General features: G+C 37.3%; 18 protein-coding genes. 14 read left to right on the forward strand and 4 right to left on the reverse strand.

The annotated features are described in order from the left end of the window. Positions 1–266: 266 nt before the first annotated feature. Both BW964_RS21050 and BW964_RS21055 read left to right on the forward strand, forming a co-directional pair. On the forward strand, positions 267–1112 hold the full coding sequence (locus tag BW964_RS21050; protein WP_076510459.1) for an AraC family transcriptional regulator: 846 nt from the start codon (positions 267–269) through the stop codon (positions 1110–1112). 82 nt (positions 1113–1194) lie between these two features. Next, complete coding sequence (locus BW964_RS21055; protein ID WP_076510378.1) at positions 1195–2433, forward strand: amidohydrolase; 1239 nt, start codon at positions 1195–1197, stop codon at positions 2431–2433. Between the two features lie 151 nt (positions 2434–2584). On the opposite strand, the gene BW964_RS21060 is transcribed toward BW964_RS21055, so the two are convergent. Then, a complete protein-coding gene (locus BW964_RS21060; protein ID WP_076510380.1) occupies positions 2585–3808 on the reverse strand; it encodes a hypothetical protein in 1224 nt (407 codons plus the stop codon). Between the two features lie 35 nt (positions 3809–3843). Next, positions 3844–6483 (reverse strand): TonB-dependent receptor plug domain-containing protein, encoded by a 2640-nt coding sequence (locus BW964_RS21065; protein WP_076510382.1) that lies wholly within the window; start codon positions 6481–6483, stop codon positions 3844–3846. A gap of 198 nt (positions 6484–6681) precedes the next feature. On the opposite strand from BW964_RS21065, the gene BW964_RS21070 reads away from it, so the two are divergent. The 12 genes from BW964_RS21070 to BW964_RS21125 all read left to right on the forward strand — a co-directional run bounded on the left by BW964_RS21070 (position 6682) and on the right by BW964_RS21125 (position 19899). Beyond that, positions 6682–7362: a response regulator transcription factor gene (locus BW964_RS21070; RefSeq protein ID WP_073175137.1), complete on the forward strand. Its 681-nt coding sequence runs from the start codon at positions 6682–6684 to the stop codon at positions 7360–7362. Positions 7363–7404: 42 nt separating this feature from the next. Beyond that, a complete protein-coding gene (locus BW964_RS21075; RefSeq protein ID WP_076510384.1) occupies positions 7405–8436 on the forward strand; it encodes a sensor histidine kinase in 1032 nt (343 codons plus the stop codon). Between the two features lie 134 nt (positions 8437–8570). After that, positions 8571–9170, forward strand: coding sequence for an IS1096 element passenger TnpR family protein (locus tag BW964_RS21080; RefSeq protein ID WP_076510386.1), 600 nt, complete (start codon positions 8571–8573; stop codon positions 9168–9170). A gap of 306 nt (positions 9171–9476) precedes the next feature. Beyond that, complete coding sequence (locus tag BW964_RS21085) at positions 9477–10823, forward strand: alpha-amylase family glycosyl hydrolase (protein ID WP_076510388.1); 1347 nt, start codon at positions 9477–9479, stop codon at positions 10821–10823. A gap of 178 nt (positions 10824–11001) precedes the next feature. Continuing rightward, entirely contained in the window at positions 11002–11442 is a 441-nt protein-coding gene (locus BW964_RS21090) for a hypothetical protein (protein ID WP_076510390.1), read from the forward strand. Between the two features lie 256 nt (positions 11443–11698). Beyond that, positions 11699–12448, forward strand: a complete 750-nt coding sequence (locus BW964_RS21095) for an SDR family NAD(P)-dependent oxidoreductase (RefSeq protein WP_076510392.1) — start codon at positions 11699–11701, stop codon at positions 12446–12448. A gap of 121 nt (positions 12449–12569) precedes the next feature. Beyond that, a complete protein-coding gene (locus BW964_RS21100; RefSeq protein WP_076510394.1) occupies positions 12570–13364 on the forward strand; it encodes a thymidylate synthase in 795 nt (264 codons plus the stop codon). Continuing rightward, the gene (locus tag BW964_RS21105) at positions 13364–14281 is read left to right on the forward strand and encodes a hypothetical protein (RefSeq protein ID WP_076510396.1); all 918 of its coding nucleotides are present in this window, start codon (positions 13364–13366) and stop codon (positions 14279–14281) included. Before BW964_RS21100 ends, BW964_RS21105 begins: the two co-directional genes overlap by 1 nt. A gap of 63 nt (positions 14282–14344) precedes the next feature. Further along, complete coding sequence (locus tag BW964_RS21110) at positions 14345–15667, forward strand: serine hydrolase domain-containing protein (RefSeq protein ID WP_076510398.1); 1323 nt, start codon at positions 14345–14347, stop codon at positions 15665–15667. A gap of 1 nt (position 15668) precedes the next feature. Further along, positions 15669–15899, forward strand: a complete 231-nt coding sequence (locus BW964_RS21115; RefSeq protein ID WP_076510400.1) for a hypothetical protein — start codon at positions 15669–15671, stop codon at positions 15897–15899. Between the two features lie 11 nt (positions 15900–15910). Then, positions 15911–18421, forward strand: coding sequence for a M1 family metallopeptidase (locus tag BW964_RS21120; RefSeq protein WP_076510402.1), 2511 nt, complete (start codon positions 15911–15913; stop codon positions 18419–18421). Positions 18422–18570: 149 nt separating this feature from the next. Continuing rightward, entirely contained in the window at positions 18571–19899 is a 1329-nt protein-coding gene (locus BW964_RS21125) for a hydroxymethylglutaryl-CoA synthase family protein (RefSeq protein WP_076510404.1), read from the forward strand. A gap of 48 nt (positions 19900–19947) precedes the next feature. On the opposite strand, the gene BW964_RS21130 is transcribed toward BW964_RS21125, so the two are convergent. Beyond that, on the reverse strand, positions 19948–20886 hold the full coding sequence (locus BW964_RS21130; RefSeq protein WP_084176084.1) for an alpha/beta hydrolase: 939 nt from the start codon (positions 20884–20886) through the stop codon (positions 19948–19950). A gap of 66 nt (positions 20887–20952) precedes the next feature. Beyond that, positions 20953–21879 (reverse strand): AraC family transcriptional regulator, encoded by a 927-nt coding sequence (locus BW964_RS21135; protein ID WP_228432132.1) that lies wholly within the window; start codon positions 21877–21879, stop codon positions 20953–20955. Positions 21880–21967 lie beyond the last annotated feature (88 nt).

The raw sequence follows: 21967 nt of genomic DNA on the forward strand, positions 1-21967 counted from the left end.
CGGGAGGGGAATTTTGTACGGATAATTGATTGTCACCAAGAAAATCTTTGATTGTCACAAAACTTAGTGAACTTCCTATTCGCAAACTATTGAGCTTAAAAATAACTTAAGTGATCTTTTTTAGCTTACAATTACTAATGCGTCAACAAGAATACTTTTGATTATTTGTCTTTAAAAACTTCAAGGTTGTATAAAAAATGAAAATAGCTGCCTCTGTTCAAATTTCTAGAATAAATTTCACTAATTTTAGGAGAAAATCAGGATACGTGGGTTTTCAGACAGATCATTTTCCCGTTTTAGGAATTCAGCAGTTCAATGAGAATCAGCTTCAGGGCTGTCATTTGCTGTTTAATGAACTCCATGGCGAACGTTCCATTGATGAACCCCACAAACATGATTTTTTTATCATCAATCTTTTTGAACACGGAAAAGGCAGCCATACCATCGATTTTACGGAATATGAAGTGGGAAACAGCCAGATCCATCTTGTTTTCCCGGATCAGGTACATCAGTGGGTAATCGAAAAGGAAACCGTGGGATATCAGCTGATGATCAGCAGGCATTGGTTTGAAAGCTTTCTGCCTTCGCTCAGATTTTCAGCTTCCTATTATCAGAATCATCCTGTCATTCATCTTTCCAAAGAGACTTTTCAGACTTTTCTGTATGAATTTCAGGCCATCCGGAGAGAGGTGAGCGAAGAAAGTGTATTTTGGGAAGTCATCCAGAAACGGAGCGAGCTGATTGGTCTGTTGGTCAGTAAATCGGTGGAAGGAACTTTCAAAGATTTTGAAATGTACCATTCTAATCCGATCATCTCTAAATTTTTACAACATATTGATGAGCACTTCCGGACAGAAAGATCGGTCTCCTTCTATGCAGAGAAGCTTAATATTTCTGCTAATTATTTGAATATCGTCTGTAAAAAAAATCTGAATTCTTCGGCATCATCGCTCATCCAGGACCGTATTCTGCTGGAGGCAAAACGCCTTTTAAAAGTATCGGAAATGTCTGTGAAAGATATTGTCTACGATCTTGGATTTTATGATCATGCCAGTTTTTCTAAATTTTTCAAAGCACAGACGGGAATGACTCCCTCCCAATTTAAAGAATAATAATCTGTACAAAACAAAGCATAATTGATACACCAGCTCCGATATAGAGCTGGCGTACCTTTGTCCTGTTAAAAGATAAGTCATGCAGTTTCCCTATCAATTGGCCGCAAAAGGAAAATATTCACTCAAAAATGTCCGTCTCGAAACGGGATTTGAATATGATGAAGAAGAAGTGATCAGGACAAAAACTGATCTTTTCAGTATTGAAATAGAGAATGGAAAGATCAAATCGGTAAATGCCAATGATCCAGCCTCTGATGCAGTGGATGCCAAAGGTTTTCTGATGCTTCCCGCTTTCAGGGATATGCATATTCATCTGGATAAAACATTATATGGACTTCCATGGCAGGCGCTTTCACCGAAACGCAGAACGGTGAAGGATATGATTGCCTATGAACAGGAAATCATCCCTGAACTTTTAAAAACATCTGTAGAAAGGGCAGAGCAGCTGATCAGTCTGTTACAGCATTATGGGACGCATTATGCAAGGACGCATTTTAATATTGATCCTACTTCAGGTTTACAATCATTGGAGAACCTTGAAAAAGCATTGGAACATAAAAAAGATTCTTTTAAAGCAGAGCTTGTAGCTTTTCCACAGCACGGTTTATATTATACAGACACTGCACCTTTAATGAAAGAAGCAGCACAATCGAAAAGTGTAGGCTTTATAGGAAGTCTGGATCCTCTAAGTATAGATGGTAACCTTGAAAAAGTACTTGACTTTACGGTACAATTAGCGCTTGATCATCAAAAGGGAATTGATATTCACTTGCATGAAGCAGGAGAGTCTGGCATGAAAACGATCAATTATCTGATCGATAAAACGATTGAAAACCCGGAATTGCAAGGGAAAACATTTATAAGCCATGCTTTTGCTTTAGCTCATCTTTCTCCAAAAGAAACAGAAAGGATTGCAGAAAGACTGGCAGAAGGAAAAGTTGGAATTGCGTCTTCTGTACCATTCAGGGGAAAGGTAATGCCAATTCCTGTTTTGAAAAAGTATGGAGTGAATGTCCTGATCGGAAATGATAATGTGCAGGATTACTGGAGTACTTTCGGATCGGGAAATATGCTTCAGAAAGCCAATCTCATCGCTGAACTGTACGGATATGAAACTGAATGGAAGTTGTCAAGAACACTACAGTTTGCAACTCAGAGTATTCTTCCTCTGGATGATCAGGGAAAACAACAGTGGCCAAAAGCCGGAGACGATGCTTCCATTGTACTGGCTGATGCCTCATGCTCAGCAGAAGCGGTTTCCAGAATATCCCCGATAGAAGCCTTTATGAATAACGGGAATCTTTTCTGGAGATATTAATTGAAATATATATTTTTTATATACTTGTTTTTTGTGAATAAAGCCATTGGATCTTCTGATGGCTTTTTCTGTATGGCCATATGCATAATTAAAAGCCATCAGGAAATAATTCCTGATGGCTTTTAAAATTAGATATGAAGAAACTAGTTACTTATTGTAATCCTGCTAAAAGATTTACTCCGTCTACTGTAGCCCAAGCCCCAGGAGTTAGAGATACTTTTGTAACAGTCGCAGTATTGGTGAAAGTTTTAGCACCGTTAGGAGTGTAAGCATATCCCCAAACTCCAGCGTTGTCAGAGTTTAGATAAGTAAGAGGAGCAACCACTACTTTTCCTGTATTTACCTGGCTTGTCTCTGTAGCTGCATCCTGAATTAGTACGCTGTAAGCTTTTTGAGTTCCGATATTTTTATAACCGCTGATGTACACATTAGAGAAAATTCCTGTTCCCTGTTTTTTGAACTGAATAGCAGTAATTTCAGGTGAGTTAGCTGTTTCAGGAAGCGTATTGGCGTCTCTGATAAGGGTAATATTTGATATTTTGGGTGCAACATTATCAGCATTACCAGAAGCTTCAATTTCCATTCCGAAGTTACCCGTCCCTGTCTGGAAAGCGTACCAGTTTGTATTATTTTGTCCGCTCCATGCATCCTGCCAGTCGAAAGAGTCATCATAGTTACCGTAAGAAACGATGTTCTTGGCACTTACTGTACCTCCGAAGAATTCATACCCATCATCAGTTCCTTTATAGGTTACAAGATTCTCCAAAACAGTTCCTGCTCCTACAGCGTAGAAAGTCATTGAGTTGGTTTCAGAAGTACCGTCACCGATCTTTTTCCCGGCATATTCAACTCTTACGAACTTCATCGTACCTGAATTTGAGTTGGCATCACTTCCTCCGTAATATACGTTGTTTCCGTCCTCAGAAAGAGCTTGAGTATTTCCATTGACCGCTTTGATTGGAGCTGTCCCATAGATTGTAATACCACCCCAGTCTCCAGGAACTTTACTAGCTGTTGTAAATACAATAGGTTCAGCAGCTGTACCTACAGCATTGATCTTTCCGTCCTGAAGAATTACTAAACCACTTGTTTTAGAAGTCACTACATTGAAAGTAGCCCCTGCCTCAATGGTAATGGTAGCGTTATTCGTAATTTTTACGATTCCGTCTAATGTATAGTTTCCTTTTTTGATAAGGATATCTTTTGAAATAGTTCCTGATAATGTTCCGCTTCCGCTTAAAACACTTTCAGTAGTTCCCGGAGTAGTAACTGTAGTACCGTCTCCTAGGCCATCATTTACCTCGATAGTACATGAATTTAAGGCTAATGTTAACACGGCTGTTAACGATAATAATGATAAAACTCTTCTTTTCATTTTTATACTTATTTTTATTTTTTATTAAATTATTTTTAGAATGTATAGCCTACAGTAAGATTAAATGTAGTACCTCTGTAATAGTTGGTAAGGGTATTGTTACCTTGTTCAAAATTAGTTGGGAGGTAGTTTTTATCACCAATTAAGATTTTATACTTACGGTCTAAAATATTCTGTACAGCAAATTTTACATTCCAGTTTTTAGTCAATTGCCCTTGGTATACAAAATCTATCTGATTGAATGGTTTTTCATAGTAGTTATCCGTACCTGCACCTCCTGTTGCATAGATTTTACTTCCGGATACGTTATAAACAAGAGAGAATGTATGGGCTAAATTATTGCGGTTTTTAAGTTCGTATTTTAAATCAGCATTGATGGTATAAGGAGAAGCTCCCTGTAAACCTCTTTTGCGTAATGTTTCTCCTGTAAGTGCGAACCAGTCAGGTCTTTCCATATTTAACTGATCCTGGCTTCTCTCTACATCTGAATGCATAATAGTTGCGTTGGCTCCTAAAGTAAAGCTTCTTAAAGCTTCAGATATTCTCCCCAAACTGAAAATTCCCTCTAATTCTATTCCGAATAAATCTGCTTTTTTTGCATTAAAGAACGTGATCGTAGAACCTGTTGCATTTCCTGAAGCGACTAATGAGCGTTCAATGGCGTTGTCAATTCTTTTGGCAAATAAGTTAACAGCAAACATCTCTTTATTGGTAGGAAAGTATTCCCACTTCAAATCGAAGTTATAGTTTTCACTATTTTTAATGGCAGGATTACCTACAATATTGACGTTATCAGGATTGATATAAGTAATTGGCATCGTCTCGATAAGGATCGGACGTGTAACAGTCTTACTGAAAGAGAACCTTAAATTATTCTTAGTATTAAGTGCTTTTTTTACGGATAATGAGGGTAAGAAGAAATCTTTATTCTTATCCAGATTAATTTTATTTTCAGCACTCTGCTCAGAATAACGGATTAGAGTCATATCATTCTCATATCTTGCTCCCAATAAGATATCCCAGGAATCACTTGGTTTAAGGTTAACGTTAGCATAACCCCCATTAATAATTTGATAGAAACTTGAGTAAAATTGGGAAACATCTGAACCTTCCTGATAATATAAATCTCCATTTCTAAGGGAAGCGTTGAAAACATCCTGAGGAGTATCAATATTAATAACAAAAGGAGCCGATGAAGTTGATGTACGCCCGAAAATAAATCGGTAAGACGTTTTTCTGAAATCTGAGAAGCCATTATAACCTACAGCAATCTGAATAGGAAAGTCTTTTCTATCTCCCTTTTCTCCTAAAGATAATTGATATTCCGCAAAAGCTGAACCGTAGAATCTGGAGTCTACATCCAGATATTGACGGATAATGTTATTTCCCCCGTATCGCATTGCGATGTTTTCATCCGAAAGTCTTGTTCCGGTAGTAGGATCAATACGGTTACCTTCTATAATTTTTCTGTCTGGTTGCTGATAATTATTAATAACATAGCTGGCTCCTGCTTTTACTTGATGTCTTTCATTTATTTTTTGAGAAGCTGTTAACTGCAAGTCTAAAAATCTTGAAATATCCAACTGATTTGTTCTAAAGAAGGTAGTCTTATTAAGAACCTGTCCGTCTTTGTAGCCGTAGTTATCCTCTATAATATTATTGACGTTCTGTAAATAGATGGCGTTTAGATTAACATTCGTTCCTTTGTTTTTATACCCTAAACCTAATAAAACTGAAGATTCTATTTCGTAATTATATTGCTTACGGTTAAGAAAATTCATGTTTTCTATAAATGAGCCTTGTCCTTGTCCTTTGAACTGATTATTATCACCGTCTTTATATTCAAATTTGCTTCCCTGGTTTAAAGAGAATAAAATTCCTAAATTTCCAGTGTCTCCCATCTTCACTTTTTGGGCAGTCGTAAATCCGATGCTTGTATTCGGCATTGATTTTACGTTGTCTACGTTCCAGGAATCTTTAAAAGAATGTAATGATTGATCCGGTGTGAATTTATAGTTGTCCGGTCTTGAGTTTCTGATCTCATCCGGCAGTCTTCTGTCTTTCGAGTTCAAACCTAAATATCCGTTCATTCCGTCTGCCCCCTCAGCTATTTTGAAATTGTTTCTGAATGTACTCAAAGTATTCACTCCTACACTGAATTCCACTTTTGTAAAAGGCTTATCAATAGTAAGTGTTTCAATATCAAAAGTAGCTCCCGCAAAATCTCCGTAAAGGTTGGAGTTGAAGGTTTTATAGATATTCAGTTTTCCCACTACATCGGTTGGGAACTGCTTTAAGGCAATGATCTTTTGAAACGGGTTGTTGGATGGGGATCCAAGACCGTTGATTAATAAATAATTGTATCGTTCTTCAAGACCTCTTACGAAAAGACCTCTTCCTTCTACCGTAGTAATTCCTGTTACTTTCGTAAGTCCTTGCTCTACGTTGGAAATTCCTTTTCTGGAAATCTCTTCAGCACTTACAGCCTGCTTTTGAATAATCGCTTTTCTTTGTTCTCCTAATACGGCAGTTTCAGTTTTCTTGTTGCTGCTTCCCTGGATTACTACGCCATCAATTTTTTTCTCCTTAATGATCGTGTCCTGCTTCGTTTCCTGAGCGTAAAACATCGATCCGGATAAAAATAAGACCGCAATGCTAAGTTTATTAATTTTCATTATCTTACTTACTTTATTTACTAGATTCTTTCGGTGCAAAGGAATAAAAGATAAGTGGGGTAAGTGGTTTAGTGAATTTTAATTTTTCCTTAACTAAACATTAAGAAAAGACCATTATTGTTAACTTTATGTGAACGATAATAGATTTGTTCATCTGTGCTTTAAAATTTATTAACTTTGACTCAGTAAAAATTTAAAATGAACCAAAAGAAAATACTCTTAATAGACGACGAACTGGATATTTTAGAGATTCTGTCTTACAACCTGGAAAAAGAAGGCTACGACATCTATACTGCTACCAACGGTAACGAAGGGATAGAAAAAGCCAAAGAGATCATTCCAGACCTTATCCTTTTAGATGTGATGATGCCGGAAAAAGATGGGATCGAAACCTGTCAGGAACTTCGTAAAGTAAAAGAACTGCAGAAAACATTGATTGTTTTTCTTTCCGCCAGAAGCGAAGAGTTTTCACAATTAGCAGGATTTCAGGCTGGCGCCAACGATTATATCGTGAAGCTGATCAAACCGAAAATCCTTACTTCTAAAGTAAATGCTTTATTACAGCTGACTTCTCAGGTGTCAGACAACGCTAAATTAATTGAGATCGGAGATTTGGTCATTGATAAAGACAATTTCAGAGTTTCCAAAAGCGGACAGCAGTTCCTTCTTCCTAAAAAAGAATTCGACCTGCTTTATCTTCTGGCTTCAAATACAGAAAAAGTATTTAAAAGAGAAGAAATTCTGGAAAAAGTTTGGGGTAATGATGTGATCGTGGGAGAAAGAACCATTGACGTACACATCAGAAGATTAAGAGAGAAACTGGGAATCAATACCATTCAGACATTAAAGGGAATCGGCTATAAACTTATCGTTTTATAATTTAAATTTCCCACTTTATATAACCAATAAAAACTTGTAAAATTGAAATTTTACAGACTTACACTCGTCGCCTCGTGTCTTCTGACACTGGTGATGTTTCTTTTAGTCATCATTTTTGATTCACTGAAGGACATCTATTACCGGACCCCATTTTTTAAAGTAGGCCTTTTTATCTGTCTGGTCCTCATTTTTATGATCAACTATGTGGTGCTGGAACTTCTGTTCAATTACTACGGAAAAAAGCAGGTTCGCGGACTTTCGCAAATGCTTCCGCAGGAAATTGTTAATGATAATAATGAGAATATTACCATTAGAGAACTGGGAGAAAGATTTTCGGATCTTAACCAGCAGCAGGTAACGGAGATCGACATGATGAAGGAAATGGAGAGTTACCGTAAAGAATACATCGGAAATGTTTCCCATGAACTTAAAACCCCCTTGTTTTCCATTCAAGGGTATGTAGAAACACTCAGAGACGGTGGCGTTGATAATCTTACCATCCGCGACAAATACCTTGAGAGGATCGACAAATCCGTTGAAAGATTGATTGCGATTGTTACAGACCTCGATATGATCAATCGTCTTGAAGCAGGAGAAATCAGCATTAATACTTCAAAATTTGACGTTAATCTTCTGATCAAGGAAATTTTTGACCTTCTTGAATTTGAAGCAGAAAAACATAATACAACACTTCAGATCCAGACCCTTCACCCTCAGATTTTTGTAGATGCCGATAAACAGAAAATTTCGCAGGTTTTTATTAATTTAATTTCCAATGCGATCCATTATGCCAACAGACAGGAAGCAAAAGTTGTGGTAAAAACCAGTGTCCTCAAAAATAAAGTACTGATTGAAGTTATTGATAACGGAATGGGAATTAAAGCAGAAATTCTTCCCAGAATTTTTGAAAGATTCTACCGTGTGGAAACCAGCAGAAGCAGAAGGGAAGGGGGTTCAGGACTTGGACTTGCTATCGTAAAACATATCCTCGAAGCCCATAACGAAAATATCACGGTAGAAAGTGTTTATCTTGAAGGAACTAAATTTAGCTTTATGCTGGAAAAAAGTAAATAATTCCGGTAAAATGTATGAAAAAAAAATATTTTAAAAAATCGTGAAATATTTTTTTGTCACCTCTCATTTATTATATATTTGCAACAGAGATTTATCATAATAATTAAGGCAAAAAAGTAATTTAAGAAACTGATATGGTTTACAAGATCCGCGTAATATTAGATGCGAAAGAGGATATTTTCCGTGATATTGAAGTAAAAGGAAAGCAATCACTATGGAACTTACATTTGGGAATTAAAAGTGCGTTCAATCTGCAGGGAGATGAGCTATCTACTTTTAATATGTTGGAAGATGACGGGACAATACTTAAAAGTGTTCCCCTGGAAGATATGAGCGATGATGGTGATGGCGAAATTATGTCGGATGTGTACATTGATGAAGCTTTTGGAAATGAAGGCGACAAAGCTCAGTTCCAGTACGGGCTTCTTGATCTTTGGGAATTTTTCTGCGAGCTTGTAGAAATTATCGAAGAAACAAAAGGGGTTAATTATCCTATTACCGTATACAGATTCGGAAACGTTCCGTTAAAAGCGCCAAGCAAAAGCGGAAATGGAGGAGGATCAAAGAAAAGATCAGCAATGCCTCTTTTGGATGATGATTTTAGCTTTGATGATGACTTTGGCGTAAGCACCAGTTTTGAAGATGAGGATGATGACAGCTTCGATGATGATGAAGAGGACAGCTTCGATGATGATGTTTTCGAGGATGAAGAAGACAACGACGATGAAAGATAACTTCTGAATACAACATACAGCCCTGGATTTTTTGTCCGGGGCTTTTTTATGTCAATGGTGAATTTTGCTTCGCAAGTTAATAGTCAATTATGACCGTTGTTAAAATTCACTATGGACGATTTGCCATTCACAAAAAATTTGATGTGAAATGTCAATTTAGCTACGCAAGTCAAAAGTGAATTTTAAGAAAGTATATTGATTAATTGATCCTTGACGGTTCACTTGGGAAGCAATATTCACGTTTCATAACTCACAATCCATCTTCACACACTTCATTTTTCCTTACTTTTGTTAAAAAATAGAGAGATGAAGAAATTAATTCTATTAGCAATAATTGGTCTGGGAATTGTTTCCTGTACCACTCAAAATACAAAAAACACTATGGATCTGCCTAAAGAATGGAAGCACACGACGAATATCTACGAAGTCAATATAAGACAATATACCCCTGAAGGAACCTTCAAAGCATTTGAAAAAGAAATGCCCCGCCTGAAAAAAATGGGGGTCCGGACTCTTTGGTTAATGCCCATAACCCCTATTGCCCAACAGAATAAAAAAGGAAGTCTCGGAAGTCCTTACGCAGCCTCAGATTATACTTCCATTAATCCTGAATTTGGAACAATGAATGATTTCAAGCATATGATCAATGAAGCTCACAGATTAGGCTTCAAAGTCATCATAGACTGGGTGGCCAATCATACCGGATGGGATCATGTCTGGACAAAGACCCATCCCGAATTCTATCTGAAAGATCCGGATGGAAAATTTCATATCGCTTCCGGAATGGATGATATCATTGAACTGGATTACAAAAACAAGGAGATGAGATTGGCTATGATTGATGCCATGAAATTCTGGGTGAAAGAAACGGGTATTGACGGTTTCAGATGCGACCTTGCTTCCTGGGTGGAAGTTGATTTCTGGCAACAGGCACGTCCGGAAGTGGAAAAAATAAAACCACTTTTCTGGTTGGGAGAATTTGACGAGCTGGAAAGCCCTGAATACGGAAAAGTATTTGATGCCAGCTATTCGTGGAAATGGATGCATACCTCTGCAGACTATTACAAAAAAAATGAACCTCTTCAGGAACTTAAAGAGTTGCTGAAGCAATACTCTAAAATTGGAGACAACTCAATGAGAGCTTGGTTTACGGCCAATCACGATGAAAATTCATGGAACGGAACAGAATATGAAAAATACGGAGTCATTGCAAAACCAATGGCCGTATTCTCCGCAACCTGGAACGGTGTACCGCTGCTGTATTCAGGTCAGGAACTTCCCAATATGAAGAGACTTGAGTTTTTTGAAAAAGACGCGATCAAATGGACCAATACCTACCAGATGGCAGAATTTTATAAAACTTTGCTGGACCTAAAAACTTCCAATCCTGCATTAAGAGGCGGAGATGCCAATGTCTCGACTTATTTGCTGAATACAACAGCCAATGATAAAATCTTAGCTTATGTAAGAAAGAACGGAAATAATGAAGTGCTCGTAGTTCTCAATATGTCAAAAGAACCGGTCACCTTTACCATCGAAGACGAAAATCTTGCAGGAACTTTCAGAAATATTTTTGACCGCACAAAAAGAGATTTTAATAGTGGAAAAGATTTCAATTTTAAAGTTTCAGATTATGACGTTTTTGAAAAATAAAAATTCATAAAGTAAAGGTTGAAATATTATACCTATTCAATAAGGGCGGGCTTTGGCCCGCTTATTTTTTGCATATTTGCAGTCAGTATAATCTTATATTTATATTTTTAATTTACGAAAAGAGATCCTTTGGGAGAGTGAAGATGGAAAAATCGCTGAATAAGAAAAACAAGAAGGCATGAATAAACAGGAATTATTAAACATCATAAAAACAAAGATCACAGACAAAATCCGGAATTTTGAAAACCTGATCGCAGAAACCCGTGCTTCCAGTAATGATACTAAAAGTTCAATGGGGGATAAATATGAAACCGGACGCGAAATGCTTCAGCAGGAGATCAATAATCTTCAGAGGCAGCTCAACGAATCTTTGAACCAACTTTCTGTTATTCATAAAATATCTATTGAACCTACGGATAAAGTACAGAATGGCGCTCTCGTTAAAACCGATAAGGGCTTCTTTTATATTGCAGCATCTGCAGGCGAAATTGTGTATGAAAATCAAAAGCTTATGGCTATCTCTGCAGAATCTCCACTGGTAAAAGCAATGTCAGGCAAGAAAGCAGGCGAGGTATTTTCAGTCAATATGATATCTCAAACGATTCTGAGTATAGAATAACAGAATCATTTGATCTCACTACTTATAATTAGGTTTATATTTTCTATATTAAATATTTAACAAAATCAGTCAGGATATAATGTTTTATTGTTATTGAATCGTTATTTATTTTAATTTTTTAAATTGATTTTACAATAATTTAGTATTATTTTTGTAAAATTAAGAAAAATTTATTGTTAAAATTTCAAATAATATCGGTTTTTGTGGTAACTTGAAGATAGTTATTTAAGTAAAAAACATATTAAATTTTATCAATATGGGAATTTTAGAAAGCAAAGTAGCACTCGTAACAGGGGCAGGTTCAGGAATCGGATTAGCCGTAGCTCAGCTTTACGCTAGGGAAGGTGCAAAAGTTATTGTATCAGATATTAATAAAGAACATGGTAAAGAAGCGGTAGAAAAGATTAAGTCAGAAGGAGGTGAAGCTTCATTTGTAAAAGCGGATACTTCCAGCGCAGAAGACGTGGAAAGTCTTGTCAGAAAAACTGCCGAGATTTATGGAAGACTGGACATTGCTTGCAATAATGCAGGAATTGGCGGAGAAGCAGCTTTAACAGGGGATTACAGTCTTGACAGCTGGAGGAAAGTTTTAAGTGTTAATCTTGATGGCGTATTTTATGGCTGCAAGTATGAAATCCTGGAAATGGAGAAAAACGGTGGAGGAGTAATCATTAATATGGCGTCTATTCATGGTACGGTAGCGGCACCGCTTTCTTCAGCATACACAACAGCAAAACATGCAGTAGTAGGGCTCACCAAAAATATAGGAGCAGAATATGGACAAAAGGGGATCCGGTGCAATGCAGTAGGGCCCGGATATATTGATACCCCTCTTTTACAGGAAATGGAGGAAGACAAAAAGGAGGTTTTGGTAGCGAAACATCCCATAGGACGTCTTGGGACCGCTCAGGAAGTGGCAGAATTGGTTTTATTTCTAAGCTCAGATAAATCTTCATTTATTACAGGAGCTTATTATCTTATAGACGGCGGATATACAGCTGTTTAATAAAAAATCAGCATCAGCGATATACAAAGCATTCATGAAAGTGAGTGCTTTTTTATGACCTATGATAACTCAAAATCGGTTAGTTTTTTCTAAATTTGAACCATAAAAAAGCGCTTTCAAAATGCAAAACTACCTGAACCTTTTACAGCATATTTTAGATAACGGAACAGATAAGACCGATAGAACAGGAACCGGAACCAGAAGTGTTTTCGGGTATCAGCTGAGGTATGATCTGTCAAAAGGTTTTCCTATGGTGACCACCAAAAAAGTACATTTGAAATCCATTATCTATGAACTGCTTTGGTTTTTGAAAGGCGATACCAATGTCAAATATCTGAATGACAATGGAGTAAGTATCTGGGACGAATGGGCAAATGAAAACGGTGATCTAGGTCCCGTTTACGGGGCACAGTGGAGAAGCTGGCAGGGGGCCGATGGAAAAGTTGTGGATCAGATCACAGAAGTAATTGATCAGATCAAGAAAAACCCTGACTCCAGAAGACTGATCGTTTCTGCATGGAATGCTGCTGAAATTCCCAATATGGCACTGGCACCATGCCACGCACTATTCCAGTTTTATGTAGCAGACGGAAAACTTTCACTGCAATTGTATCAAAGAAGCGCTGATGTATTTTTGGGCGTGCCTTTCAATATTGCAAGTTATGCGTTATTACTCATGATGGTAGCACAGGTGTGTGATCTTGAAGTTGGAGACTATGTCCACAGCTTCGGAGATGTTCATATTTACAACAACCATTTTGAGCAGGTGAACAGACAGCTTTCCAGAGATCCGAGACCACTTCCGGTAATGAAACTGAATCCGGAGATCAAAGATATCTTCAGCTTTACTTTTGAAGATTTTACCCTTGAAAATTATGATCCGCATCCGGGAATCAAGGCTCCGGTAGCGATCTGATGAAACTGTCAGGGATTTTTGGCGCCGTTTTTATTGTTTTTCTTTTTAGTTGTCATAAAAAGGAAGAAAAAGAACCAGTCCTGTCAGATCTGTTGATTGAAGATTTTGATTGTACAAAAGATGCTGTTTTTGACACCCTGAATGTGCCTCATCATCTCCTAAAAATAGTAAAGGATATTTCCTCTTTGAACGTCTATGAGACGGACCAAGGAGGAAAAGGATCAATAGGAACGCCTGCAAATTTTAAAAACTTTCAAAAATTATATAACAATGCTTCAGAGCAGGAGCTTCTTTCACTTACCAATAACAAGAATAGCGTTGTGGCAGTCTACGCAGCTATTGGACTCTCAGAAAAGAATAATAAGTATATAGTTCCGGTTTTTCAAAAAATCCTTAACAGGAAAGAAACAATACCTATTCAAAATGGATGCCTTCTGAGTGATGATCACCCTGCAGAACCTCTTTACTGGAAGTATTATAATCAATTAAAACCTGAAGAGCTTAAATCAGATCAATATTTGAAACAACTCGACAGCATGCTTCTATTTATTCCTGATTCTTCAGAACTTATCCTTACTACGGCATTGAGAAACAGAACCTATTCCGATGGACTGAATAAACAGATCGCAAAACTGGCCTTTGAAAATCACAGAACACCTGCATTACTTTATCTTAATTCATGGCACAAAAAGGACTATGCTGATCCATTACAGAAGGAATTTATAAGGCTTATAGAAAACAATTCTATTGATAATGAGCATAGAAGGTACTATTTATCGATTCTTCTTTCCTTTAATAATAAAGAAAATAAAAAAATAATTCTGAATTACATCAGCAAAGACAGCCAGTGGAAAGAGGAAGATCTAATCATTTCCCAGTTGGAAAATAGCGGGATTACTTCCGAAGATTACAACTAATATTCTCATAATACTTTATGTAACAGAATCGCTTATTTTACTACTGATTGTAAAATAGAAAATATGATTCTGAAAAAACTGTTTTTTGTAGCAGCAGCAAGTATTTCGTGTATGGCATTATCTCAAAATGCAAACAAACAGAAATTAATGGATTATCTCGATTCACTTTCTGTTCACCACAGGGTAATGGGAAGTTTTGCTATTGCAGAGAACGATCGGCCTACTTTTCTGAAGACAACCGGATTTTCCGATGTTGCAAAACTGCAAAAAACCAATATAAATACCCAATACCGGATAGGTTCCATTTCCAAAACATTTACTGCAGTACTTGTGATGAAAGCCGTTGAAGAGAAAAAACTTTCCCTTGATGCTAAGCTTTCCACCTGGTATCCGGAAATCGAAAATGCAGATAAAATAACCCTCGAACACCTGTTGCAGCATAGAAGTGGAATTCATAACCTGACCGATGAACAGGAATACTGGACCTACAATACAAAACCGCAAACAGAGCAAGCTCTGGTGTCAATGATTAAAAAATATAAAAGCGACTTTTCTCCGGGAACCCAATATGAATACAGCAATTCAAACTACATTCTGCTGGCCTTTATACTGGAAAAGGCATATAAAAAGACTTATGCACAGCTACTGAAGACTAAAATCACCAGCCCTTTGAAGTTAACCCTGACTGAAGTGGGCGCAAAAATTGATCCTTCCAAAAACCAGGCGCTTTCCTACACGTATTCCGACGGAAGTTACCAGCCATGGCAGGAAACGGATATGAGCATTCCGGTGGGTGCGGGAGATATCATTTCTACGCCTACTGAGCTTCTGAAATTTATCATTGCTCTGGAAAACGGAAAACTGGTCAGTACAAACAGCCTTTCCAGAATGAAAAACTTTATCGACAGTTATGGCTACGGAGTGGCAAAGGTCCCTTTTGAAAAATATTCAGGCTATGGACATAATGGAGGAATTGATCAGTTCCGCTCGGTATTGTATTATTTTCCTGAGCTCAAAACGGCAGTTAGCTTTATTACCAATCAGTCCGATTATAATAATAATGAAATTTCCATTAAAATGCTGGAAACATCTATTGGTAAAGATTTTAAAATGCCTAATTTTAGAGGAGTTTCTATAGCGGCCGAAACTTTAAAAAAATATGAAGGACTTTACAAGGCCGAAGGCTTTCCGTTGGATATAAAAATTTTTCAGGAAGAGGGGAAGCTCAAGGGACAGGCTACAGGACAAGGCGAATTTCCATTGGAAGCAGTTTCTGAAACCGAATTTAAGTTTGAAATGGCAGGCATTAAAATGAAATTCAATGCGGAAAAAGCAACCATGGATTTCTCACAGGGTGCCAATAATTTTACCTTTAAGAAACAATAAAATGAAATATTTAAAAATCAATACGGAAGACAATGCAGATCTTGTGGCACTTCAAAATGCAGTTCTGCAATTGAAAGGAGTCACCTCGGTAGAGATCATTGATGACCAAAATCCGGAAAGTGAACTGAAAAAAGCTTTTGCTAAAACCAAAGAACAGCTTAAAACAGGCGACTACGAAACCTTGGTAAATGATATTTTTGATATCATAACAAAAAATAATTCTAAAAAATAATAAAGTAACAGATGAAAAAGGCGATTTTATCGATTGCTATACTGGGAATCTTCTTTTCCGCAAACGTATCAGCACAAACCGAAACTTCAGGAAGAGAAAAGGTGTACAGAGCTACCCACACCAAAGTGACAGAGCTTAAACACACCAAACTTAAAGTCAATTTTGATTATCAGAAAGAACAGATGGGTGGAGAAGAATGGCTGACAGCCTCTCCCTATTTCTATCCTACCAATGAGTTGACGCTGGATGCAAAGGGAATGCTGATTCACGAAGTAGCTCTTGATAACAATGGAAAAAGATCACCTCTGAAATATGAATATAAAGATGAAATTTTAAAGATAAGTCTGGATAAAACCTATCAGAAAAATCAGGAATATACGGTCTATATCAAATATACAGCACGTCCTAATGAGGTAAAACAGAAAGGAAGTATGGCCATTAATGACGCCAAAGGACTTTATTTCATCAATGCACAGGGTAAAAATCCGGAGATGCCAACACAGATCTGGACACAAGGCGAGACTGAATCCTCTTCCGCATGGTTTCCGACCATCGATAAACCAAATCAGAAGACGACCCAGGAAATTTATATGACGGTTCCGGACAAGTATGTCACCCTTTCCAATGGAATTTTAAAAGACTCTCAGAAAGAAGGAAACAACTTAAGAACAGACCATTGGGTAATGGATAAAAGACATGCTACCTATCTTTTCTTTATGGGGGTTGGTGAGTATGCCATCGTTAAAGACAAATGGAAAAATATTCCGGTAGATTATTATATCGAAAAAGAATACGAACCTTATGCAAAACAGATCTACGGAAATACACCGGAAATGATCGAGTTTTTCTCAAAAAAAATGGGCTATGATTACCCGTGGGCAAAATATGCACAGATCTCAGGAAGAGATTATGTAAGCGGTGCTATGGAAAACACGACGGCAACCCTTCATGGAAGTGATATCCTTCAAAAACCGGGACAGCTTATCGATGAGAACAAATGGGAAGATACCATTGCCCACGAATTATTCCACCATTGGTTTGGAGATCTTGTAACAGCAGAAAGCTGGAGCAATCTTACCGTAAACGAATCTTTTGCCAATTACTCCGAATATCTCTGGAACGAATATAAATACGGAAAAGATCAGGCAGATTACCACCAGATGTCTGATGTGAATATGTACATCCACAATCCTTCTGACTTCAAGAAAAATCTGGTAAGATTCAATTACGATTCCCGTGAAGATGTTTTTGATCTGGTAACCTATCAGAAAGGAGGAGGTATCCTTCATATGCTGAGAAACTATCTTGGAGATGATGCTTTTTTTGCAGGAATGAATGATTACCTGAAAACCAATGAGTATCAGAATGCGGAAGCTCATCAGCTCAGATTATCTTTTGAAAAAGTTTCCGGAAAAGATCTGAACTGGTTCTTCAACCAATGGTATTTCGGAAGCGGAAATCCAAAACTGAATTATTCATTTACTTTTGAGCCTGTAAAAAAGCAGGTGACATTAACCATCAATCAAACTCAGGAGCAAATGTTTGAATTTCCTCTTGCAATTGATGTATACGACAATGGAAAGCCCAAAAGATATAATGTTTGGGTCAACGCAGATGCTAAAAACACATTCAATTTTGATGTTTCTAAAAACCCGGACCTGATCAATATCAATGCAGACGGAATTTTGCTGGCAGATATTACCGATACAAAAACTCCGGAGCAAAATCTGATGCAGTTTACCAATTCTAAAGAATTTAAAAGCAGATATAACGCTTTAACAGCGATAAAAGATCAGATAGGAAAAAATCCTGCTGCAACAAAATTATTAGCCGCAGCCCTTAAAGATCCGTACTTCAGAACACGAATCAAAGCTCTTCAGCTCATGGATCTTTCAAATCCTGAACAAATGAAAGCATTAGGCGCAGAGGTAGAAAAACTGGCATCCAGCGATCCGAAAACGCTGGTTCAGGCTGCTGCCATTACTGCATTAACTAAAACTAAGGATAAGAAATACCTGCCGATATTTGAAAAAGGCGTTAATGCTGTTTCTAATGCCGTAAAAGCGACTTCATTGAGTGCTGTTTTAACTATAGATCCGTCGAAGGCCAGTGCACTGGCTGATAAAATCGATCTTGAGGGGGCCTCCGATGAATTACTGACTCAGCTTCTTCCGGTGATTGTAAAGAATAAAGTGACTTCACAGATGTCTAATATCACGCCGCTTGTCGCATTTTATCCCTTCATTAAATTCCAGAACCCGGAATTAGGAAAGTCTGCGGAAGAAGGCTATAACTGGATCATGAGCTCTGATAATCTGAAAGCTACGGAAAACATTACAAAAATAATCAGTAGTGCAAAAGGACAGATGGGAGATAATCCTCAGGTAAAAATGATGATTTCCCAGATGCTTAAAGACGGTTTAAATAAGAAAATGGAGCTCCTGAGACAAAATCCTCAGAATGCGGCCAGTATCAATAAACAGATTGATGTCATGAACAAAGCTATTGAAGATTTTAAGTAAAAATATTATTAAAATTATTGACTATATAAAACCGCTGTACAAATCAGCGGTTTTTTTATGATTTTTAGTTTAAAAAGCAAAATTAAGCTTAGCAATTGAATGTGTTTTCAAACATCATTTTATAAATTCGTATAAAAATTTAGAATAAAATGACTTTTGGAATTGAGGCTGCGGGCTATTATGTGCCGTCTTTGTACTTGGAAATCAAAGACCTGGCGGAGAAAAGGGGAATTGAATCTGCAAAACTGGAAAAAGGCTTAGGATTGCATAAAATGGGATTGCCCGATGTTCATGAAGATGCTGCTACATTGGCAGCAGAAGCTTTATTGAAGCTGATCAGAGATTATGAACTCCACCCGAAAGATATAGCTAGGATTTATTTGGGAACAGAAAGCGCTCTTGATGCGGCAAAACCTACCGCGTCCTATGCCATGCAGATGGTAGAAAAAGTGCTGGAAAAAGAGTTTGGCGAAAGATGTTTCAGAAACTGTGATGTGGTGGATATGACCTTTGCCTGCATTGGAGCAGTGGACGCTTTACATAATTCTCTTGATTTTGTAAGGGTAAATCCAGACAAAAAAGCAGTCGTTATTGCCAGTGATTACGCTAAATACGAACTCGCTTCTTCAGGGGAATATACTCAAGGCGGAGGTGCTGTGGCACTTTTGATCTCATCAAAACCGGACCTTCTTGAAATCGAAAATAACTGGGGTGTAGCTACAGAAAGTGTTTTTGACTTTTTCAAACCGAGAAGAACATATGACAAAGAAGATTTAACTACAGCACCGGAGAATTTCCCTGATACCATAGAAGTCTTTACAGATGAGCCGGTTTTTGATGGGCAATATTCAAACCAATGTTATCAGGACAGAATCAGGGAAGCTTATCAACATTATAAAGACATTACAGGACAGGATAAACCTTATGAAACCTGGCGATACCTTATTTTTCATCTTCCTTATGCCTTTCATGGTAAAAGAGTTTTTACCGAGATCTACAGTCTTGAAAACGACCTTTCTTACGAAACTTCCGATGAGCAGAAAGCGGTTGCAAAATCTGAAGGCTATCTGAATTTTATCAGTGAAAAGATTGAAAGATCACAGAGAGCATCTTCCGAAATCGGGAATATGTATACTGCTTCTATCTTTATGGCATTATTGTCTGCCATTCAGGTGTCTTTTAATGAAGGAGAAGACTTGGAAGGGGCTGAAATAGGCTTTTTAGGATATGGAAGTGGTTCTAAATCTAAAGTATTTGCCGGCAAAATATCCAAAAATTGGAAAACAGCCGCTTCAAAATGGAATTTGTTTGAAAATTTAAAAAACAGAATAGCCATTGATTTTGAAACCTATGAAAAGTTGCATCGGAAACAACTTGAGAGTTCTGTCAATACAAGCTATAAAGGCTTTGGATTGAAATCTATAGAATTAGAAAACCCTGTATTGAAAGGAGCAAGATATTATCATTATCAGGATTAAAGAAATAAACAGGATAAAGATCTCAAAAAAAGGTAGTTATCCTGTTTTTTATTTCCAAAAACCGCTATTTTTCATCCAGGTTTTAAAAAGTTCAGGCCAGGCAGCTGTAGGATTCCCTTTCTTTCCCATTCCCCATCCATGTCCGCCGGTTGGGAAAAGATGCATTTCCACAGGAACATTCACTTTTTTTAAAGCCGAATAGAGGAGTTCACTATTTTCAACAGAAGAAACAGGATCATCCATTGCCTGTGCTAAAAAAGTGGTAGGCATCTCGGAGTCTATCTGTTTTTCCACTGAAAATGCAGATTCGTCCGCAAGAGAATGATGCTCTCCAACAATACTTTTTCTCGAATGGGTATTATCATTGGGAGGAAGCATAGAAATAACGGGATAGATTAATCCGGCAAAATCCGGTCTTGCTGATAAAGAATCGATTTCATCAATCGGTTGATAGAATTTTTTATTGGGTTGTGCGGCCGTAAAACCTGCCAGATGCCCACCGGCAGAAAATCCGAGTATGCCTATTTTGTTGACATTAGTATCATATTTCTTTGCAAGGCTACGGATGATGCGCATGGCTCTCTGAGCATCTTCAAAAGGAACATGGGTCGTTTTCCAGTTTTCCGAAGGAAGTCTGTAAATAAGTTCAAAAGCAGTAACACCTTCTGATTGAAGCCAATTGGCAGCAGGTGTACTTTCTTTACCCATTTCAATGTGAGCATATCCGCCGCCGCTGATCACTAAAATGGCAGTTCCGTTTGGGTGGGATGGTTGATGAACGATCAGCCTTGGTTGTGAAACATTAGTGACTGATCCTTTAGTGGTTATTACTTCAGCTGCTTGTGGCCCGGGTCCATCAGGCATTTTATGAGTCCACAACGGAATTTGTTCTGAGGCCATTGAAATCTGAAACTTTTTTTTCTGAATTTGAGCTTGATATTGGCCGGCAGCTAAAAGTAAAACGATCACCGTAATAAGCAATCTCATAGTTGTGTTTTTAAAAAAAAGTAAGGAGATTAGAGAATTATACCAAATCATTATAGGAATTGAAGGCTAGTCTAAAAACAGCGATTTAGTCTGGTAGGTTTTAGGCGTAACACCCACTAGCTGCTTAAATACTCTCGTAAAATAATTTGTATCTGAAAATCCTGTTTGAAAGGCGGTTTCCTTAATACTGTTTTGTCCTGCCAGTAATTCTTTCGCTCTGTTGATTCTTTCCTGCAGGATAAAATCATTAGGAGAAGTTCCCAACTCGTCTTTAAACATTTTAAAAAAATTGGATTTACTTACATAAGCCAGTTTGGCAATACTATCAATCGAGAGTTTTTGGTGAAGATTTTTTCTGATGTAGTCTACCGCGAATCCTATTCTTGATTTATTTTTAGCGATATTTTTTTCCACCATACTTCTTGCCTGGGTTTGCATAAGTCTGATCAACAGTTCTTTCAGTGCAAAATCTGCCATGATATCCTTTTGGGAATTATCATCCATTGCAATTCTCATAATGTTGTTGGTTGCTGAGGCCAGAGACTTGTTATTAAAAAGAAAAAACTCATCCAGCTGGATATTCCATTGTGAGGACTCATCCACTTTAGGAAGGGTGTAGTTTAAGTAATTAAGAGAATCCTCTATAAAATCAGGATTAAGGCTTAAAGAAATACATTGGGTCGGCGCCTCGTTCGCTTCAGGAAAGTCGATCACCATTGTTTCTCCCGGGGCTACCAAAATACTTTCCCCTGGGAAATAATCAAAATAATTGGTTTTATTATCCAATTTCATATGCTTTTTTCCTCTCAGCATAGACGTAAAAGCAATATTTTCAAAGTGAAGTTTTACGCCGAAAGCAGCTTGGTGGGTTTCATAAATATTAAATTCACAGTTGTTTAGACTGAATTTTGTTTGGTTCTCAACAAGGTTCAATAACTGGCTCTCCTTCTTTAATTCAGGAGTATTTAATAAAAATTTATTACTGTTAATCATTTCTAAACATTTTGTAAAACCCAATAACTCAAATATATAAATTTTAGACCTACACTGTTGTTAATAAAATTATAAATTTGAACATCTA

Origin of the sequence: Chryseobacterium shigense (assembly GCF_900156575.1) — a bacterium.
Lineage (GTDB): Bacteria > Bacteroidota > Bacteroidia > Flavobacteriales > Weeksellaceae > Chryseobacterium > Chryseobacterium shigense.

Excerpts from the sequence above, each read along its gene's own strand:
- BW964_RS21100 (WP_076510394.1), top strand. The coding sequence starts at position 12,570 with ATGCAAAACTACCTGAACCTTTTACAGCATATTTTAGATAACGGAACA.
- BW964_RS21120 (WP_076510402.1), top strand. The coding sequence starts at position 15,911 with ATGAAAAAGGCGATTTTATCGATTGCTATACTGGGAATCTTCTTTTCC.
- BW964_RS21130 (WP_084176084.1), bottom strand. The coding sequence starts at position 20,886 with ATGAGATTGCTTATTACGGTGATCGTTTTACTTTTAGCTGCCGGCCAA.
- BW964_RS21115 (WP_076510400.1), top strand. The coding sequence starts at position 15,669 with ATGAAATATTTAAAAATCAATACGGAAGACAATGCAGATCTTGTGGCA.
- BW964_RS21095 (WP_076510392.1), top strand. The coding sequence starts at position 11,699 with ATGGGAATTTTAGAAAGCAAAGTAGCACTCGTAACAGGGGCAGGTTCA.
- BW964_RS21110 (WP_076510398.1), top strand. The coding sequence starts at position 14,345 with ATGATTCTGAAAAAACTGTTTTTTGTAGCAGCAGCAAGTATTTCGTGT.
- BW964_RS21125 (WP_076510404.1), top strand. The coding sequence starts at position 18,571 with ATGACTTTTGGAATTGAGGCTGCGGGCTATTATGTGCCGTCTTTGTAC.
- BW964_RS21070 (WP_073175137.1), top strand. The coding sequence starts at position 6,682 with ATGAACCAAAAGAAAATACTCTTAATAGACGACGAACTGGATATTTTA.
- BW964_RS21080 (WP_076510386.1), top strand. The coding sequence starts at position 8,571 with ATGGTTTACAAGATCCGCGTAATATTAGATGCGAAAGAGGATATTTTC.
- BW964_RS21065 (WP_076510382.1), bottom strand. The coding sequence starts at position 6,483 with ATGAAAATTAATAAACTTAGCATTGCGGTCTTATTTTTATCCGGATCG.
- BW964_RS21090 (WP_076510390.1), top strand. The coding sequence starts at position 11,002 with ATGAATAAACAGGAATTATTAAACATCATAAAAACAAAGATCACAGAC.
- BW964_RS21105 (WP_076510396.1), top strand. The coding sequence starts at position 13,364 with ATGAAACTGTCAGGGATTTTTGGCGCCGTTTTTATTGTTTTTCTTTTT.
- BW964_RS21135 (WP_228432132.1), bottom strand. The coding sequence starts at position 21,879 with ATGATTAACAGTAATAAATTTTTATTAAATACTCCTGAATTAAAGAAG.
- BW964_RS21085 (WP_076510388.1), top strand. The coding sequence starts at position 9,477 with ATGAAGAAATTAATTCTATTAGCAATAATTGGTCTGGGAATTGTTTCC.
- BW964_RS21055 (WP_076510378.1), top strand. The coding sequence starts at position 1,195 with ATGCAGTTTCCCTATCAATTGGCCGCAAAAGGAAAATATTCACTCAAA.
- BW964_RS21060 (WP_076510380.1), bottom strand. The coding sequence starts at position 3,808 with ATGAAAAGAAGAGTTTTATCATTATTATCGTTAACAGCCGTGTTAACA.